Source organism: Microbacterium sp. Mcb102 (assembly GCF_024519805.1).
Lineage (GTDB): Bacteria > Actinomycetota > Actinomycetes > Actinomycetales > Microbacteriaceae > Microbacterium.
This window is the reverse complement of the sequence record NZ_JALJRG010000004.1, coordinates 50,900-67,564: the sequence shown is the minus strand read 5'-3', so window position 1 is coordinate 67,564 and position 16,665 is coordinate 50,900. Positions and strand designations below refer to the sequence as shown.

The window sequence follows — 16,665 nt, the reverse complement described above, 5'->3', positions numbered from 1 at the left end:
CGGTCAGTTCGCGACGCCGAGCAGGCTGCGCGCCATCCGCGCGACGTGCGGCGGCGTGTGCGGCCCGAGCCAGACGGTCCACTGCGACGGCGGCTCGGAGCAGGTCCACTCCACGCACCAGGCATGCACGGCGTTGGCCAGCCGCTCGCCACGCGTGTGCGCACGGATGCCGTCACCGCGCACCAACCAGCGCACCGACACCCCCTCGGGCACGTCGATGTGACGGAACTGGATGCGCGCCGCGGCTTCGAGGATGATCACGCCCTGCGCGTCCCACGGCAGTCGCGCGGCGATGCTCGCGATGACGCCGGCATCGGCCGCATCACCGGCGATGAGCACGGCGCCTTCGATGTCGTCCCAGTCGGGATCCTGCAGGTGCTCGCATGCGCTGCTCATGGCTTTGAGTATAGGTAAGGGTACCCTTACCCACAAGAGACGGCGCCCGATCTGCGTGGCGCTAGCGCTCGGCAGTGCCACTCGTCAACGGCTTTGCAGGACGACGCCGCGCGGAGCACTCTCGGCGCGTGGACAGATCTGCGTTGCCGCAGCGACGGCGCATCCGGCGCCCGATCGCCTCCCTCGCCGTGCTCGCCGCCATCAGCCTTCTCGGCGGGTGCGGCCTGAGCATCCCCGCCGACCCCGACGGCACCCTGGACTCCGTCTCGGGAGGAGTGCTGCGCGTCGGCACGTCCCCGGATGGCGAGCTGGTGGAGGTGAGCCAGGGCGACCCCACCGGAACGATCGTCGACCTCGTGGACCGCTTCGCCGACAGCATCGATGCCGACACCGAGTGGACCGTCGCATCGGAGGAGACGCTGGTGACGGAGCTCGAGGCAGGCGACCTCGACCTCATCGCCGGCGGCATCACCCCCGACACCCCGTGGATCGACAAGGCGGGTGTCACCCGGGGCTATCGCGGGATCGAGGGCGCCGATGGGCGTGAGCTCGTGATGCTGGTGCCGCTCGGGGAGAACGCCTTCCTGTCGACACTGGAGACCTTCCTCGACGAGGAGGTCGGCGGATGACCGAGACCCGGCAGTTCGGCCGCACCACGCTGCCGGCGGAGCAGGCGCGGGCAGTTCGTCGCGCGGTGAAGTGGGAGATCTTCACGATCGTCTACACGTCGATCACGATCGCGGTGATCGCGCTCGTGGTGGGCGAGTCGCAGGCGATGCGGACGGCCTGGATCGAGGACATGCTCTCCTTGATCCCGCAGATAGCCTTCCTGACGGCATTGATCTTCGTACGCCGCCGACCCACGAAGAAGCACCCCTACGGACTGCACCGGGCGATGGGCGTGGGGCATCTCGTCGCCGGGGTGGCACTGCTCGCCGTGGGCCTGAACCTCGCCGTCGAGGCGGTCACGGGGCTGATCGCGGCGGAGCATCCCACGATCGGCACCGTGCAGCTGTTCGGGCAGACGATCTGGCTCGGCTGGCTCATGGTGGGCGTCATGGTGGTCGTGATCATCGGGCCGGTGTTCTTCTACGGCCCGGCGAAGTCGAAGCTCGCCCCTGTGCTGCACAACAAGCTGCTGTATGCCGACGCCGACATGGCGAAGGCCGACTGGCAGACCACGGTGGCCTCGGTGGTCGGCGTGCTCGGCATCGGCGTCGGCGCGTGGTGGCTGGACGGCGCGGCCGCCCTCTTCATATCGCTGGGCATCATCTGGGACGGCTTCCGCAACACGAAGACAGCCGTGGTCGACCTCATGGATCAGCGTGCCCGCACGTACGACAGCAAGCATCCGCACCCGCTGGCCGCCGACATCGTGTCGTACCTGCGGAGTCGACCCTGGGTGGCGCAGGCCGGCGTGCGGATGCGCGACCAGGGGCAGGTCTTCCACATCGAAGCGTTCGTCGTGCCGCATCGCCGCAAGGTGCCGCTCGACGATCTCAGCGCCGCCGCGGAGGGGATCGCCGACATCGACTGGAAGATGCAGGACGTGGTCGTGATCCCCGTCGAGCATCTGCCCGCCGAAGTCGACACCGGTCGCCGAGCACCCGACTGACACTCAGCGCCACCCCATCCGCGCGGCCGTAGGCTGGAAGCATGACTTCTGCTGCCTCCGACACCATCACGATGTTCGGCGCCGACTGGTGCCGCGACTGCATCCGCACCAAGAAGCAGCTCGATGCGCTCGGTGTCGAATACACCTACGTCGACCTCGTCGCGGAGCCCGCCGCCGCGGACGTCGCGAAGGAGATCTCGGGTCGCATGAACATCCCGGTCGTCGTGTACCCCGATTCCTCCCACCACGTCGAGCCGTCGAACGCCGACGTCGAGTCGAAGCTGCGCGAACTCGCGCTGATCTGAGTGGCCCTCATCGCGCCGCTACACTGGCGCGATGAGCACTGAGGCTCGGCCCGAACGAGCATCCGTCCGTCTCTCCCCGCGCACGATCGCGCTGTACGCGATCGGGTCGCTGGGGACCGGCGGCTACGCCACCCTGCCCGGGCTGGTGCTGACGTACTTCCTCACCGACAACCTCGGCGTCGCCGCGCTCGCGGCCGGACTCATCGTCACGGCCGCGAAGATCTGGGACGTCCTGATCGATCCGTTGATCGGCGCCGCGTCGGACCGCCAGCTCGCTCGCACCGGTTCCCGTCGCGGGTTCATGGTGACCGGTGCTCTGGCCCTCCCCCTGTTCTTCGCCCTCACGTTCGCCGTGCCGCCCTCCTGGGGGCCGGTCGCCGGGGCGATCAGCGTGCTGCTCGCTTTCCTCGCGACCGCCACGGCGTTCAGCCTCTTCCAGGTGCCGTACGTCGCCCTGCCCGCCGAGCTGACCGGCGACTACGACGAGCGCACCCGTCTGCTCGGCTGGCGCGTGGTCGTGCTCACCGCGGCGATCCTGCTGTTCGGCGCCGGGGGTCCCGCGCTGCGCAATGCCGGCGACGACCCCGTCCTGGGGTACCTCTTGATGGGCATCGCCTCTGGTGTCGTGATCGGGATCGGCATGCTGATCGCTTCCCGGACGGCGACGATCGCCGCCCGGCGCACCGTGGCAGCCCCGGCCGCCGCGATCGCCGACTCGACATGGCGCGATCAGTACATGTCGGGCTTCCGGGCCCTGAAGCGCAGCCAGCCGTTCCGCGCACTGCTGGGCACGTTCGTGTTGCAGGCCCTCGCCACGGGGACGATGCTCGCCGGGGCGCAGTACGTCGCGACGTGGGTGCTGCGCAGCGAGGATGCCGTGACATTCGTGTTCGTGGCCCTCGTCGGACCTGCACTCCTCGCGACTCCGGCGTGGACCGTCATCGCGAGGCGGGTCGGCAAGGAGCGGGCGTTCGCGATGGCCAGCGCTCTGTTCACCGCCGCCGGCGCGACGCTCGTCTTCGCGGTCTGGGCGCCCGGCGCCTGGATCTACGCCTCGGTCGCGGTCGCCGGCATCGCCTACGCCGGACTCCAGTCGTTGCCCATGGCGATGCTGCCCGATGTGATCTCGCACGATGAGCGCACGAGCGGGCCGGGACAGGCCGGCACCTTCACCGGCATCTGGACGGCGGGTGAGACCGTCGGCTTCGCGCTCGGCGCCACCGCGGTGTCGCTGACCCTCGCCGCGACCGGATACGTCTCCACCGTCGCCGGAGCCACGGTCGAGCAGCCGGAGGCCGCGATCACGGGCATCGTGCTCAGCTTCAGCATCCTCCCCGCCGTGCTGATGGCCGCGAGCCTGCTGGCGCTCCGGCGCTACCGCCTCCGTCGCGCCGACATCGAGGCCGTCGGAACCTCCGACGCCTAAGCTGGGATCCCGTCCGAAGGAGACGCCGATGACTTCTGCGAGCACAGCCCCCGCCCCCGTATCCGCCTCGAAGAGCACGTCGACAGCGGGGTCCGCGTCGCTGAGTGAGAGCGAACAGGAACGCCTCGACACCGCGATCGACGACCTGCAGGCCGGATCGCGCACCTGGTCCGCTCTCACCGTCGCCCAGCGGGTCACGCTGCTGCGCGCGGTGCGCACGAGCGTCGCCGCCACCGCCGAGGACTGGGCGAACACGGCCGCCGCCTCCAAGGGGCTCGACGGGAAGCACCCGCTGCGCGGCGAGGAATGGTTGAGCGGCCCCTACAGTGTGCTCGGCGCGCTCGACGCCTACATCGAGACGCTCTCCCGCCTGGCGAAGGGCGTGAATCCGCTCGACGGCCTCACGATCGACCGCGCCCCCGGCAGACGCACCCGCGTGCACGCCTTCCCCCTGACCGGCATCGACAAGTTCCTGCTGTCCGGCTTCACCGGCGAGGTGTGGCTCGAGCCCGGCATCACCCCGAACGCCGCGCGCGCGGGTGCCGGCCTCGCGCAGCGCACCCCCACCGAACCGGGCGGGGTCGGACTCGTGCTCGGCGCGGGCAACGTGACCTCGATCCCGGTGCTCGACGTGCTGTACGAACTGCTCGCCCACAACCGCACCGCCCTGTTGAAGGTCAACCCCACGCAGGATGCTCTGGTGCCGGTGTACAAGCGCGCGCTCGCGCCCCTCATCGAGCCGGGACTGCTGCGCATCGTGCGCGGCGGCCCCGCGGTCGGCGCGTATCTCACCGGCCACCCCGGACTCGTGCACGTGCACATCACCGGCTCCGCCGCGACGTTCGACACGATCGCCTGGGGGCCGTCGAAGGGCGAAGGGGCTGCCGCGACCAAGCGTCGTCGGCGCGAGAACCGCCCGCAGCTGAAGAAGCCGATCACCGCCGAACTCGGCGGAGTCTCCCCCATCATCGTGGTGCCCGGCGCGTGGACCGACGCCGATCTCACCTACCAGGCCGAGCACATCGCGACCATGCGCCTGCAGAACTCCGGCCACAACTGCATCGCCGGCCAGGTCGTCATCATGTCGTCCGACTGGGACCAGGCCGATGCATTCCGCGCCGCGCTGCGCCGTGCCTACGCCAACGCCCCGGAGCGCCCCATCTGGTACCCGGGCTCCCCCTCGCGGATGGACCTCGCCACCGACGCCTACCCCGACGCGCTCGTGCTGGGCGACCGGCTGCTCGTCGAGATCGACGCCGACGACGACGCGACGGCACTCGAGACCACCGAGTACTTCGCGCCGGTGCTGGGCGTCGTCACCGTCGCAGGCACCGGCCAGGAGTTCCTCGATGCCGCCGTGGCCCACGCGAACGACAAGCTCCAGGGCACCCTCGGCGCGAACCTGCTGATCGACCCGGCGACTGAGAAGGCGCTCGGCGCCGGTTTCGAGCGGGCCATCGCAGCGCTCCACTACGGCTCGATCGCGATCAACAGCTGGACCGCCTTCGCGTTCATCACCCCGACCCTCACCTGGGGCGCGTTCCCCGGCGGCACCATCGACGACGTGGGCAGCGGCATCGGCGTCGTGCACAACGCGCTGCTGCTCGACGGGGTGGAGCGCTCGGTGCTCCGCGGACCGTTCCGCCCGTTCCCCCGATCGCTGCCGATCGCGAACGGCGGCGGACGCCTCACGATCCTGCCGAAGCCGCCGTGGTTCGTGTCGGCGCGCACCGGGGCGGCCGTGAGCGAGGGGCTGACCCGCCACCGCGCGAACGGCGGCGTCGTGGGACTCCTGAAGACGCTGACGAAGGCGCTGCAGGCCTGAGGCTCAGCGGGCGGCGCGGGCGAAGCGGTCGGTCGCAGCGCGCAGCGCCTTCTGGGTACCCGGCTCGGTGGCCGCGTGCCCGGCATCGTCGACCACGACGAACTCGGCCTCGGGCCAGGCGCGGTGCAGGTCCCACGCGGTCATCATCGGTGTCACGACATCGTGCCGCCCCTGGACGATGACGGTCGGGATATGGCGGATGACGTCGACCCCGGCGATCAGCTGCCCCTCTTCCCACCAGCCGCGGTGGACGAAGAAGTGGTTCTCGATGCGGGCGAACGCGGTCGCCTTCTCGGGGTCGGACTTCGCGCCGATCTGCGCGGCATCCGGCGTCAGCGTCACGGTCGCCGCCTCCCACGTCGACCAGGCGATCGCGGCAGGCACGTGCACGGCGGGGTCCGGATCGAACAGCCGCCGGTGGTAGGCCTCGATCATGTGCGAGCGCTCGAGCACGGGGATCGGCGCGAGGAAGCTCTCCCAGAGGTCGGGGAACAGCGCGGCGGCGCCGCCCTCGTAGAACCATTCGAGCTCGACGCGACGCAGCGTGAAGATCCCGCGGAGGACGAGCTCGGTCACGGCATCCGGATGCGCCTGCGCGTACGCCAGCGCGAGGGCGCTCCCCCACGACCCGCCGAACACCTGCCACTTCTCGATGCCGAGGTTCTTGCGCAGCAGCTCGATGTCGGCGATCAGGTGCGCGGTCGTGATGTACCGGAAGTCGGCATCCGGCGCACTCGCGTGCGGCGTGCTGCGTCCGCAGCCGCGCTGGTCGAACAGCACGATGCGATAGACCTTCGGGTCGAAGAACCGGCGCTGCCAGGGCGAGGTGCCGCTGCCGGGTCCGCCGTGCAGGAACACCACCGGCTTGCCCTCGGGGTTGCCGCTGACCTCCCAGTAGACGCGGTGGCCGTCGCCGACGAGCAGTTCCCCCGTCTCGTGCGGCTCGATCGGTGGATACAGCGCATCCGTCTTCTTCATCTTCGGTCCCCCGGCCGGTCGTGCAGACTTCATCGTCAACGCTAGCGGGTCACGCTGCGGCTATGGATCCAGCTGGTCGGTCGGCAGCGTCAGCGCCTGTTCGCAGACGCCGAGGCCGTTCTGATACCCCTCGGCGAACCAGCGCTGCCGCTGCTCGCTGGAGCCGTGCGTCCAGCTCTCCGGGTTCGAGAAGCCGGACTGCTCCTGGATGTGGTCGTCACCGACTGCGAACGCCGCGTTCAGGGCATCGATGCGCTGCTTCTCGGTGGTCGGCTGAAGGTACGGAACGCCCTTGCTGTCGGTCTCCTCCGAGATCCGACCGATCCAGGCACCCGCGTAGCAGTCGGCCTGCAGTTCCGTGCGGACGCCGTTGCTTCCGGGACCGGTGCCGTTGTTCGGGTACTCGTCCATGACCCCGGTGATCCATTGGATGTGGTGACCCCACTCGTGCCCGACGATGTACAGCTGGGCGAGTTCGCCCGCGGATGCACCGAACTGCTCCTGCATCAGCTGGAAGAAGGTCGGGTCGATGTAGACCGTCTCGTCGCCGGGGCAGAAGAACGGCCCGACGGCGTTGGATGCCGTGCCGCAGGCCGTGTTCGTCGCCCCGTCGACGACGATGAATCCGGGCTTGCGGTAGCCCTCGACCTCGTCGGCCCAGAACTCGTCGAGCACGAGCTGCGCTCCCGCCATGCGGCAGTCGACATCGGCGTTCGCCTGCGCACCGGTCTCGCAGTTCTCGATGACCGATCCCCCGGCGGGTTCGCTGCCGCCGCCGGGCGCGCCACCGCCGATCAATCCGGTCAGATCGATGCCGAGCAGCGGTCCGGCGATGAGCGCGATGATGCCGAGCACACCCACGCCCACGCCACCTGCGATGGCTCCGTTGCGGCCGCGTCGACGCGTGGTGTTGCCCGAGATGTCGGCGTCGGGATTGAAGGTCATGCGTCGAGGGTACTCCGCGCGGAGATCGGCCGAACGGTCGTAGGCTCGGGGCATGACGACCACGATCACCATCACCGGCGCGGGCGGACAGATCGGCTACGCACTGCTGTTCCGCATCGCGGCGGGCGACCTGCTCGGACCCGATGAGAAGGTGCGGCTCCGGCTGCTGGAGATCCCGCAGGGACTCGGCGCCGCGGAGGGTGCGGCGCTCGAACTGCAGGACGGCGCGTTCGGCCTGCTCGAGCACGTCGAGGTGACGGATGACGCCGCCGTCGGCTTCGACGGCACCGATCTGGCACTGCTCGTGGGCGCCCGCCCGCGCGGACCCGGCATGGAACGCGCAGACCTGCTCGCGGCCAACGCCGGCATCTTCGGCCCGCAGGGTGCGGCGATCGCGGCGAATGCGGCACCGGGCGTGCGCGTCACGGTCGTGGGAAACCCCGCCAACACCAACGCCCTGATCGCGGCCGCGGCAGCCGACGGCGTGCCCTCCGAGCGGTTCACCGCTCTGACCCGGCTCGATGAGAACCGGGCGCGCGCTCAGCTGGCGCGGACGCTCGGCGTCCCCGTGCACACCGTGCGCCGGGTGCCGATCTGGGGCAACCACTCGGCCACGCAGTTCCCCGACATCTCGCACGCGACCGTCGGCGGGAAGCCCGTCGGCGAAGCACTCGAGCAGATCGTCGGCGACGTGCCCGCGTGGCTCGAGCAGACCTTCATCCCGCGCGTCGCGAAGCGCGGCGCGGAGATCATCGAGGTGCGCGGATCGTCGTCCGTGGCATCCGCGGCGAGCGCGACGATCGACCACGTGCGCGACTGGGTGCAGGGCACCGACGACTGGACCTCGGCCGGCGTCGTCTCGCACGGCGAGTACGGGGTTCCTGCGGGTCTGATCTCGTCGTTCCCCGTGCGCTCCGTCGACGGCGAGTGGCGAATCGTCGAAGGCCTCGAGTTGAGCGACTGGGCCCGCGCCCGCGTCGACGCCTCGGTGGCCGAGCTGGTCGACGAACGCGAAGCCGTGCGCGCCCTCGGCATGCTGTGATCGCCTGACCGCGCACGAGCGGCCAGGCGCATGGGGAGTTCTGCCCATCGCCGGTCTTCGTCACCCCCGCTAGATTTGCTGGGGGACGGGAACACCGTCGAGGAGGGGCGCACGACATGACTCAGTGGGACGAACTGCATCCAGGCCGGGGGAACACCGGGGCGGTCAACGATGCCGCGACACGCGTCAGCAACCGGAACACCGGCACCGAGACGGTGCGCACGGCTCTGTCGAACGCCGCCACCGGCACGACCGAGGAGATCTGGGCCGGAGACGCGGGCGCCGCGTTCCGCACGTCGCTGGCGAAGCCGCAGACCCTGTGCGATGAGCTCAAGACGGAGTTCGCCGCCGTGCAGTCCGCCCTCTCCGCCTACGCCACCGAGGTCGACCGCATCCGCGTCGCCACCACGGCGGCGCACCAGGCGTACGCCACCGGCTACGCCACGTGGAAGGCCGCGGAGCAGGAGGACAGCCCGTTCCTGCCGTCGGCCTTCACCCCCAACGCGCCGAATGCCACCCTGGGGTCGAACCTCTGGGTGCCGAGCGGGAACAAGCCCGGCCTGTACGACATGCGGATGGCCGCACAGCAGCTGCGCACCCTCGCCGACCAGCGCGAGACCGCCGACAGCACGCTCACGACGGCGCTCCAGCCGCCGGCATCGGCGCGGTGGGACCAGATGCAGTCGGCGCTGAGCGCCGCGGGCATCGACGACATCGACGACCTCACCTTCGAGAACCTCGGAGACGCGTTCGCGAACCTCGCCGACGAGATCGCCGAGGGCGACGTCACCGACGAGAACGTGCAGGCCCTGCAGGACTTCTTCTCGGTCTGGGGCGAAGACACGTTCGTGATGTCGCAGTTCTTCCTCGAGGTCGGCGGCGAGAGCACCGTCTCGATGATCGACAACCTGGGTGACGCGGCCATCACCGAGGGCTTCGACCCCGCAGCGGCACTCGCGCTCGCGACCATGATCCGCGGGGGCCTGTCGACCGGCTCCCAGATCTGGATGCCGTCGACCTCGAGCGACTTCGCCGACAGCATGCTCGAAGGCGCCTCCTCGACCGTGGGCGGCGCGGTCGCGGCGATCGGCTTCCTCTTCTCGGACGAGAAGAACAACCCGCTGGGTGTGAACCTCACGGTGGCCATGGCCGACGAGATCGACCGCATCGAACGCGACCCGATGAGCATGCAGAACGGCGGCTGGTACGACACCTCGCCGAACGCGGGCGGTCGCTTCCTCGCGCAGCTCGAGGGCGAGACGACCGGGCTCAACGGCAACCGCGTCGACGACCTCGCCGGCCGCGTCTTCTCGACGCTCGGCACCTACCCCGACGCGGCACTGGACTGGCTCACGGCGACCGGAGAAGACCCGTACGGCGACGGCGACCTGGGCCCCGGACGTGTCGAGTACTGGTACGGCGACCGCGACTGGAGTGCCGACGGCAGCGGCGACGGCTTCGAGGGTCCGGGCGCGCTCTGGGCCGGTGCGCAGCAGGCCGCGGGCGGCCCTGCCGACGCGACGCACACGTACAACCCGGAGACCTGGGACCGCGTGGCGGAGCTCACCACCCAGATCGTGCGGGAACTCACCACCAACGAGAGCTTCCTGCCGGAGAACCTCACGAGCATCGGACAGGTGCGCATCGCGGAGGGCATCTCCGTCGCGATGCCGTACTTCTCGGAGAACCTCAGCGAGAGCGACCCCCGCACCGCGAGTGCGCTGTCGATCCAGGACGCACTCATCGGGACGACCGACCCGCGCTCGATCCCCAACGTCACGCAGGCGCAGCTGTCCCAGCTTCTCGGCACCGCGACCTGGAGCGATGGCGATTCGCCATCAGCCGGTGCGGATGTCATCTCCCAGTCGGTGCGGCAGTACCAGGATGCGCTCATCGCGCTCGCCGACATCGCTCCTCCCGGCAGCGCCTTCGCCGCGGACGCCCTCGAGCGCGTCGTCGAGCTGCAGGGTTGGCTCGACGGATCGGGGGAGGGCGCCGCGCTCGGAGAGGCCGGACGCCACGATGCGGCCGTCCAGGAGGCCATCGACGGCGTGAGCACGGTCGTCGGGCTGATCCCGATCCCGGCCGTCGGCGACGTCCTCGTCGAGGGCGGCAGCGTCGCGATCGATGTCGTCCAGGATGCCGTCATCGGCGGCGTCTCCGACTGGGGCTTCGGCAATGCCGAGGCGGCGTGGGGCAATTCGCACGAAGTACTGTTGGAGGAGCAGCAGAACAGCGCCTCCGGCCGCGAGATCGCGATGATCAACACGATCGAGCAGATGCTCGCCGATCTCGGCATGACGGAGGGGCTCTCCCCGGCGGAGGCGACAGATCTGGCCGAGGAGATGCTGGCGGACTATCAGCGAGGCGTCGAGGCCAGCTCGTCGTGGGCAGAGGGGCATTGAGAATGCAGTACAGGCGTCGACTCATGGGTCTGACAGTGGTCGGGATCGCGGCGATCGGTCTCGCGCTGACGGGGTGCACCCCCGCAGCGGTCGAGCCGCCGTCGGTCAGCTGGCAGTCGGGTGAGCCCACGGGTGAGCTCGAGTCGAGCCCCTGGGTACAGGCCGTCCGCGCATCGGACACCGCCCTCAGCATCGCCGCGTTCACCCGCGACTACACTTCCGACGAGCTGCAGGACACCACGACCGCAGCGGCGATCGACGCTGCGGCCCAGTGGCAGCGCGACGAGGCGAAGGCCGACCGGTTCTTCACCTACCCCGGCCCGGTTCCGATGATCCCGCTCTCGGTCGACGAGGAGGGTGACGAGGCGCTCGTGACCGTCTGCCAGGCGCAGGACTGGTACCTGGACGCCGACCGCACCTCCGCGCCGGAGCCCACCTCGGGCCGCGAGGTGGTCTATCGCGTGATCCGCGACGACGACACCCACCTCGTCGAGACCGACTCCGTCACCACGAAGGACTGCGACATCGCAGACGCGAGCGTCGCTCTCTTCGACCCGCAGCCCGACCCGACCGAGACCTATTCTCCCGACGATGTGAAGGTGCCGTGATGACCGATCTCCAGTTCGACTCCGACGCCGTCGGCGCCACCGGCAGCACGCTCCAGAGCACGGCATGGGGCATGAGCCTCGACGTCGACCTCTCCCTCGCCGGCTGCGGCAGCTCCACGGTCTCGGCCGCCGCCGACACCTGGGCCATGTGGGCCAAGGCCTCGCTCCTGCAGCTGCAGAGCATGACCGCCGGCGCCGGCGTGGTCGCCCGCGACTCCGCCACCGCATTCGAGACGCAGGAAGCCGAGATCACGGACTCGGCGAACAACGGCACCCCCTGACAACGGTCTGCATCCGCACCCGCGACAGGGCAGAATGGAACGCGGAGGTGCGCGATGAGCGAGACGATCGAACCCACGGAGGCGGCATCCGTTGATGCTGCCCTGACGAGCCCGCTGCACCTTCCGCATGACGCGGCGGTGTGCCCGAAGTGCTTCACGGAACTGCAGGAGAACCGGAACTTCTGGCTCGCCCGCCCCGACGGCTCACGCCTGGTCGGACTCGTGGTCTCCCGCGACGACATGCCGTCGGTCGTGGAGCAGCGCGCCGATCTCACACGGTTCGGCGTGCCCATCGAGGGCTTCCGTCACCCCGCCCCCGACATCCTGGAGAGCTGGAGCGACCGCCTCTCCCGCCTCATCGGCACCCTGCGTCCCGGTGATGTGCTGGTCGTCGTGTCGATCGCCGCTCTCGGGCGCGACAGCGACGAGGGCGCCAGGACGGTCGCGGAACTCCGCCGCCACGGCATCATCGTCAAGGTGCTCAGCCACAACGCGCGGCACCTCGCCGACGCCGCGGCCGCCACGCGCTGACCGCGCTGGGACCAGGGCGGCTCAGGCTTCGGCGGACGCCCCCGACGGTGCAGCCGGCAGTTCGAAGTACGACGCCTCGACGATGCTGTCGAAGAACCCGAGCAGCACGTGCGGGATGTCGCCGACCGGCGTCGAGAGGTTCACGAGCAGCACCTGCTTCGAGCCGGGGACCGTGTACCAGTAGTCGGCGGACAGCCGACGGATCGAGACCGCCCCCGCCTCAGCCGCCAATTCCTCCGGAGCCTCACGCAGGTCTTCCTCGTCGGCCAGCTTCTGCTCCTCGATGCTGTGCAGTCGGAGGATCGCGGAGCCGGGGATCTGCAGTCGGTGGGCGGTGTCGAGGTGGGGACGCTGCAGCTCGGTGAACACCTTCTCGAGCGTCGCGACGACCGCCTGCGGCGAGACCCCGATCGCCGGGGACATCCGCAGATCGGGCTGCTCGAAGACCGTGAGGGTCACCGGCAGCGGCGTGCCGGGGCGCAGCTCGGTCATCAGGAACATCGCCTTGGCGTGCAGCGCGCGAGCACTCGCGACCGCCTCGGTGAGGTCACGGCGGGTCAGCGCCCGCAGCGTCGAATCCTCGTCGCGACGGCCGAAGACCTCGTCGACGAAGTCGGAGACCAGCGGACCGCTGTCGAGGTCGTTCAGCAGCACCGGGTGCCAGGCGCCGAGAAGTCGGAAGCGCAGCTCGGGCGTCGCCGCCTCGACGGCGACCTCACTCACCGGCGAGCTTCTCGATCTCGTAGTCCGGCACGTTCACGCCCACGGAGAAGCTCGGGCTCCAGTCGATGCCGAGCTCGTCGGCCGCCCGCTGGGCCTCGATCGCACCCTCTTTGCCCTCGAACGTCGACCACGGGTTGAACGCGACGAACGCCGGCTTCGGCTCCGAGGCGGTCCAGGCGGCGACCAGTACCGACTGCAGCGCATCGCCCGTGACGACGTAGCCCAGTGGTACCTCGGCGTGGATCAGCCATCCGCCGGTGAGGCCGTCCCTGATGGGTTCGACCTCGACCTGCAGCGCCTCGGGGAGCGCGGACTTCACCGATTCGACGACGGGTGCGGGATCGGTCATTTCAGCCTCCTGGGTGGATGCGGGCGGAGTCTTCTCCGGCGCGGGCGCACCGGTCGGGAAGCACCCGGTCAACAGCAACCCGGCGACGCCGATTCCTGCGGCGGTCAGTGTCAGACGTCGGGACATCACTCACTCCATGCATATTCTTCGGTCACGACCGTCGCACCGTCGTGCGCGTAGAACTGCTCCAGTCTCGCACGCTCGTCGGCAGGCAGATTCGCGAGCTGCTCCTGCCAGCTGATGTTGTAGAGAGCCGCGTTGTGCGCGCCGGCGTCGATCGCGGCCGGCTGGTGACCGGGGGCGACAGGCGTGAATGTGCGCCAGTTCTCCTCCTGCCGAGGATTCACCGCGCCGTTGGTGAGCGTGTCGAGCATGGGCACCGGATCACCCTGATGCTGCATCGAGATGACCTGCGTCGTCGGCGGGATGCGCATGGCATCGATGGGAGAACCGCAGGCCATCACGGCCTCGAAGTTGTAGGCACTCGACCGGTTCGCCGCGAGATGCCCCGCCATGATGCCGCCCTGGCTGAACCCGACGAGCATCACGGGGTCGCCGTTCGGGCCCGGATCGATGCCGGCATCCTGCATCGCCTGCATCACGGCACGCTCGTACTGCGTCTGCAGCTCGGGCGTGAGCATGAGCGCGAGGTTGCTGTCGAGGTCGTTGGTCGCCCCTGCGTCGTTGATCCCGTCGAGGCTCATGACCCAGTCCTGTGTGGAGGGAAGCACCACGCGCCAGCGGGTGACTCCGTCTGCCCCGACGACCTGCTCGACGCGGATGACGCCCTGCTCATCGGCGGGCGAGGTGCCACCGAGCCAGTCCACCAGGCCGGCCTCTGCGAAGGCGTTCTCGAGGGAGGGATCGCCGATCGTCGAGGTCTGGTCCTTCCATGCCTCGAGGGCCGCCTGGTATTCGGCGTCGCTCGCGTAGTCCGCGCGCGACGGCATCGGGTTGTCCCGCTCATTGATCTCGAAGGGGGTGACCTCGGGGTCGGGTGCGAGCACGTCGGTGAGGATGCGGGTGATCAGCACCCCGCCGATCGTCAGCGCGACAGCACCGCCGAGGAGGGCGAGCACGGCGCCGAGCAGCGGTCCGCCGAGGAGGAGTCCCGCCAGCCCGAGGACGATCGGGATCAGTGCGAGCAACAGCACCGTCATGATCTTCGGCAGCAGCGCGTTCCAGATGTCGGAGAGGGTGTCGAGGACCCCCTTGATGACATCCGTGACCCAGCGCCCGATGCTGGCGAGCAGATCTCCCACGCCCTCGAAGAACTGGGCGATGTTGTCGAGGACCGAGTCCTTGCCCTGGCTGATGACGCTCTCGATCGCGCGGATGGCGGCCTGGGCCGCATCCTCCTTGCTCTGTGCTCCGGCGCGGAGACGAGCGACGATCGCGTTGATGTCGGACTGGGCGGCGGTCGCCTGGCGCTCGGCGCGGGAGAGGTCGTCGGCGGTGTCCTGACGCACGTCCTGTGGCGAGTTGCTCAGCCCTTCGAACCACTGCCGCCGCTGCGCATCGCCGGCCGCGTGCTCGGCCGTACCCAATCGCCCCTGCGCGGCCTCGAGGGCGGGGATGTCCCTGGCCGCCTGCTCTTTGATGGGCGCGAGCGTCACGGCATACGTGCGCAGCGCTGTGGCGGTCTCGTCGTAGCGCAGATACGCCTGCGACATCGAGGTCTGCAGCTCGGCGGCGGTCGACCGCAGCGCCGTCGTCGACTTGCTCAGCTGACCCGAGACGATGTCCTGCAGCGCCTGGGCGGCGTCGTTGATCGCGGTGGCCTGACGGGACAGGGCACCGGAGCGGGTCTCGAGCGTGCCGGGGTCACCCTCGAGCAACTGCGACCAGTCGTTCTGGTTCCAGAGACCGTTCATCGGAGAGCCTCGCCTTCGCTGCGCATGTCGATGAGGGAGTCGAGATCCGAGAGGACCGTGTCGATGCGCTCGGCCGGCGCGGAGAACGCGATGAGGTTCTCGGGAGGCAGCACGGCTTCGGCGGGGAGGGTCACGAACTCGGGAGCGGCCGGGAGATCGGCGACCGGGAACGGCATGGGCAGCGCCTCGATCGTCGGGAGACCGATGCCCGGGGCGGGCGCGATCGGCGCGCCGGGAAGGGAGGGCACATCCACCCGCGGGGGATCCGCGATCAGGTCGGGGAAGTCGGGGCCGGCGACCCCACCCGGCAGCGACGGCAACGGCCCGGGAATCGGATCCGGAAGCGACGGCAGCACCGGCGCAGGACCGCCACCAATGCCGGGCTCGGGAAGCGACGGCAACGGCCCGGGAATCGGATCCGGAAGCGACGGCAGCACCGGCGCAGGACCGCCACCGATACCGGGGTCGGGAAGAGACGGCAACGGCGCAGGAATCGGTTCGGGCGCAGGGCCGGGGGCCGGCGCAGGAGCCGGCGAGGGGCCGGGAGCAGGTCCGGGAGTCGGCTCAGTGGCCCCATCCGGACCGCCGCCGACGGTGGGAGGCGTCTCAGCCGGGCCGCCCTGTGGCCGCTCGACGTGCTTCATCCCGTCGGTGACGCTCTGGGCCATGTTGCGATCGAGGTCACCGAAGGTGTCGGCGATCGCCTGCAGGGTGTCGCGGATGCCTTCCAGGCTCTTCTGCAGCTGGCCGCGCTTGCGATCCCAGTTGCCGGCGAAGTCCTGCACCTTGCCGGAGAGCCCGCTGTGGCCCGTGAGCCCGGCGACGTCATCGCCGAACCGGTCGGCGTTCGCGAACGTCTGGATGGCGGCGCTGATCGATGAACGCGACGCGTCCAGCAGACTGCTCTCGAGCGTGAGGTCGCTCATCGTTCCCCCCGGAGTGGATGAAGGTCGTGCAGGCGCACACGAGGGGATGCCGAGGTCGGCATCCCCTCGTGTGGTGTGCGGCGATTACTGGCGGATCTGCGCGGCCAGCTGCTCGTCGGTCGACTGCAGCGACTGGGCTGCGACGTCGAGGAAGCGCGCCATGCCCTCGATACCGGCGATGGTCGCGGTCGCGCCCTGGTTGAACTGCGCGTAGGACGCGTCGAACGCACCAGAGGCGGACGTGGTCACGAAGCCGCCCGAGACGAGCTGCGAGACGTATGCGCGGAGGTTCTTCAGCTGCGTTTCGATGTCCTGCTGGCCCGTGCGGAGACGGCCAGCAGCATCCTTCATGTCGGCGTAGCTGACTTTGAGGTTCGTCATGGTGTTACCTTCCGGTCGCCCCGGCGGGTGCCGGAGAGTTCTTGTGCTTCGAGAC

At 69.8% G+C, this 16,665-nt stretch carries 18 protein-coding genes; 10 read left to right on the top strand and 8 right to left on the bottom strand.

The annotated features are described in order from the left end of the window. Positions 1–3: 3 nt before the first annotated feature. Positions 4–396 (bottom strand): SIP domain-containing protein, encoded by a 393-nt coding sequence (locus OC372_RS11635; RefSeq protein WP_167632943.1) that lies wholly within the window; start codon positions 394–396, stop codon positions 4–6. A gap of 128 nt (positions 397–524) precedes the next feature. Here OC372_RS11635 and OC372_RS11630 point away from each other — a divergent pair, with 128 nt between their 5' ends. From OC372_RS11630 to OC372_RS11610, 5 genes are read left to right on the top strand one after another with little or no spacing between them, the layout of a single operon-like run. Next, on the top strand, positions 525–1,025 hold the full coding sequence (locus tag OC372_RS11630; protein ID WP_315985395.1) for a transporter substrate-binding domain-containing protein: 501 nt from the start codon (positions 525–527) through the stop codon (positions 1,023–1,025). Further along, a complete protein-coding gene (locus tag OC372_RS11625; RefSeq protein WP_262002143.1) occupies positions 1,022–2,011 on the top strand; it encodes a cation transporter in 990 nt (329 codons plus the stop codon). The genes OC372_RS11630 and OC372_RS11625 overlap by 4 nt, the downstream gene beginning before the upstream one ends. A gap of 41 nt (positions 2,012–2,052) precedes the next feature. Next, complete coding sequence (locus OC372_RS11620; RefSeq protein ID WP_262002142.1) at positions 2,053–2,316, top strand: glutaredoxin family protein; 264 nt, start codon at positions 2,053–2,055, stop codon at positions 2,314–2,316. 31 nt (positions 2,317–2,347) lie between these two features. Beyond that, positions 2,348–3,742, top strand: a complete 1,395-nt coding sequence (locus OC372_RS11615) for an MFS transporter (RefSeq protein ID WP_262002141.1) — start codon at positions 2,348–2,350, stop codon at positions 3,740–3,742. 28 nt (positions 3,743–3,770) lie between these two features. After that, positions 3,771–5,567, top strand: coding sequence for an aldehyde dehydrogenase family protein (locus tag OC372_RS11610; RefSeq protein ID WP_262002140.1), 1,797 nt, complete (start codon positions 3,771–3,773; stop codon positions 5,565–5,567). Between the two features lie 3 nt (positions 5,568–5,570). On the opposite strand, the gene pip is transcribed toward OC372_RS11610, so the two are convergent. Beyond that, positions 5,571–6,578: a prolyl aminopeptidase gene (gene pip, locus OC372_RS11605; protein ID WP_262002139.1), complete on the bottom strand. Its 1,008-nt coding sequence runs from the start codon at positions 6,576–6,578 to the stop codon at positions 5,571–5,573. A 27-nt stretch (positions 6,579–6,605) separates the two neighbouring features. Further along, positions 6,606–7,490, bottom strand: a complete 885-nt coding sequence (locus tag OC372_RS11600; RefSeq protein WP_262002138.1) for a neutral zinc metallopeptidase — start codon at positions 7,488–7,490, stop codon at positions 6,606–6,608. 52 nt (positions 7,491–7,542) lie between these two features. Here OC372_RS11600 and OC372_RS11595 point away from each other — a divergent pair, with 52 nt between their 5' ends. The 5 genes from OC372_RS11595 (at position 7,543) to OC372_RS11575 (ending at position 12,357) form a co-directional block, all read left to right on the top strand. Then, entirely contained in the window at positions 7,543–8,532 is a 990-nt protein-coding gene (locus tag OC372_RS11595) for a malate dehydrogenase (RefSeq protein WP_262002137.1), read from the top strand. Between the two features lie 116 nt (positions 8,533–8,648). Then, the gene (locus tag OC372_RS11590) at positions 8,649–10,937 is read left to right on the top strand and encodes a DUF6571 family protein (RefSeq protein ID WP_029262891.1); all 2,289 of its coding nucleotides are present in this window, start codon (positions 8,649–8,651) and stop codon (positions 10,935–10,937) included. 23 nt (positions 10,938–10,960) lie between these two features. After that, positions 10,961–11,545: a hypothetical protein gene (locus tag OC372_RS11585; protein ID WP_029262892.1), complete on the top strand. Its 585-nt coding sequence runs from the start codon at positions 10,961–10,963 to the stop codon at positions 11,543–11,545. Further along, on the top strand, positions 11,545–11,826 hold the full coding sequence (locus OC372_RS11580; protein ID WP_029262893.1) for a hypothetical protein: 282 nt from the start codon (positions 11,545–11,547) through the stop codon (positions 11,824–11,826). The genes OC372_RS11585 and OC372_RS11580 overlap by 1 nt, the downstream gene beginning before the upstream one ends. 54 nt (positions 11,827–11,880) lie before the next feature. Then, complete coding sequence (locus OC372_RS11575) at positions 11,881–12,357, top strand: recombinase family protein (protein ID WP_029262894.1); 477 nt, start codon at positions 11,881–11,883, stop codon at positions 12,355–12,357. 21 nt (positions 12,358–12,378) lie between these two features. Here the strand turns inward: OC372_RS11575 and OC372_RS11570 are convergent, their stop codons facing one another. The 5 genes from OC372_RS11570 to OC372_RS11550 all read right to left on the bottom strand — a co-directional run bounded on the left by OC372_RS11570 (position 12,379) and on the right by OC372_RS11550 (position 16,610). After that, positions 12,379–13,080, bottom strand: coding sequence for a hypothetical protein (locus tag OC372_RS11570; protein ID WP_262002136.1), 702 nt, complete (start codon positions 13,078–13,080; stop codon positions 12,379–12,381). Then, positions 13,073–13,555 (bottom strand): hypothetical protein, encoded by a 483-nt coding sequence (locus tag OC372_RS11565; RefSeq protein WP_262002135.1) that lies wholly within the window; start codon positions 13,553–13,555, stop codon positions 13,073–13,075. The genes OC372_RS11570 and OC372_RS11565 overlap by 8 nt, the downstream gene beginning before the upstream one ends. Beyond that, positions 13,555–15,303: a hypothetical protein gene (locus OC372_RS11560; protein ID WP_262002134.1), complete on the bottom strand. Its 1,749-nt coding sequence runs from the start codon at positions 15,301–15,303 to the stop codon at positions 13,555–13,557. Before OC372_RS11560 ends, OC372_RS11565 begins: the two co-directional genes overlap by 1 nt. After that, complete coding sequence (locus OC372_RS11555) at positions 15,300–16,229, bottom strand: hypothetical protein (protein WP_262002133.1); 930 nt, start codon at positions 16,227–16,229, stop codon at positions 15,300–15,302. Before OC372_RS11555 ends, OC372_RS11560 begins: the two co-directional genes overlap by 4 nt. An 84-nt stretch (positions 16,230–16,313) precedes the next feature. After that, entirely contained in the window at positions 16,314–16,610 is a 297-nt protein-coding gene (locus tag OC372_RS11550) for a WXG100 family type VII secretion target (RefSeq protein WP_017204355.1), read from the bottom strand. Between the last annotated feature and the right edge of the window lie 55 nt (positions 16,611–16,665).